The organism is Tsukamurella pseudospumae, assembly GCF_001575205.1.
GTDB classification, from domain to species: Bacteria; Actinomycetota; Actinomycetes; order Mycobacteriales; family Mycobacteriaceae; genus Tsukamurella; species Tsukamurella pseudospumae.
Window position 1 is genome coordinate 1 of the sequence record NZ_LSRE01000055.1, and the last position, 1,288, is coordinate 1,288.

The following is a 1,288-nucleotide window of genomic DNA, read 5'->3' on the forward strand; positions in this document are numbered from 1 at the left end:
TGCAGTTCAGGGGACTGCTGCACCAGTAGGTGACATCTGATCTGTGGTGCTGTCAGGGTGCCACTGGAAGGATGTCAACATGCCTAAGCCCTATCCCCGCGAGTTCCGCGACGATGTCGTCGGTGCGGCTCGTCGCCGCGAAGGCGGTGTGACGATCAAGCAGATTGCCGCCGATTTCGGTGTCAGCGAGACATGCCTGCAGAACTGGCTGCGTGCCGCCGATGTCGAGGAGGGGAACCGACCCGGTGTCACCGCTTCGGAATCCGCTGAGCTTCGCGAGCTGCGGAAGCGGAATCGCCTGTTGGAGCAGGAGAACGAAGTTCTTCGTCGCGCTGCCGCGTATCTGTCGCAGGCGAACCTGCCGGGAAAATGATGTACCCGCTCGTGAAGGAGCTCGCCGCTGACGGGATCGCCGTCACGGTGACGTGCCGGGTTCTCAAGCTCGCCAGGGCGCCCTACTACCGTTGGCTGAAGGAGGCGGTCACCACCGCTGATCGGATCGCGGCGGAGCGGGCGAACGCGCTGTTCGATGCGCATCGCGAGGATCCGGAGTTCGGCTACCGGTTCCTCGCCGACGAAGCCGAAGCCGCTGGTCAGACGATGAGCAGCCGGACGGCGTGGCGGATCTGCTGCGCCAACGGCTGGTGGTCGACCTTCGGAAAGAAACGCGGCCGCAGCGGCACGAAGCCGGGCCCGCCGGTGCACGACGACCTGGTCGAACGCGACTTCACCGCCGACAATCCGAACGAGTTGTGGCTCACTGATATCACCGAGCACTGGACCGATGAGGGCAAGCTTTACCTCTGCGCGATCAAGGACGTGTGCTCGGGGCGGATCGTCGGCTACAGCATCGATTCACGCATGCAATCCCGCCTGGCGGTGAACGCTCTGAACAATGCTGTTGCCCGTCGACCTGGTCCCGTCGCCGGGTGTATTGTTCACTCGGACAGGGGTTCTCAGTTTCGGTCGCGCAAGTTCGTGGCAGCGTTGAACCAGCACGGCCTTGTCGGGTCGATGGGCCGCGTGGGCGCTGCCGGCGATAACGCCGCGATGGAATCGTTCTTCGCGCTGCTCCAGCGCAACGTCCTCGACCGGCACCGCTGGGCCACCCGCGAGCAGCTGCGGATCGCGATCGTCACGTGGATCGAACGGACCTACCACCGACGCCGTCGGCAAGCCCGCCTCGGCCGATTGACCCCGATCGAATACGAGACCATCATCAACACAGCCGCCCCGGCGGCATAACACCGTAACTGTCACCTCTCGGTGCAGCAGTCCCYRGTTTCCA

At 64.2% G+C, this 1,288-nt stretch carries 1 protein-coding gene; it reads left to right on the plus strand.

From position 1 onward, the window contains the following. Nucleotides 1-79: 79 nt before the first annotated feature. Nucleotides 80-1,245 (plus strand): IS3 family transposase gene (locus AXK61_RS24120; RefSeq protein ID WP_156485813.1). Its coding sequence is split into 2 segments (ribosomal slippage): nt 80-364 and nt 367-1,245, totalling 1,164 coding nucleotides; the frame shifts between segments, so codons are not numbered across the junction. Nucleotides 1,246-1,288 lie beyond the last annotated feature (43 nt).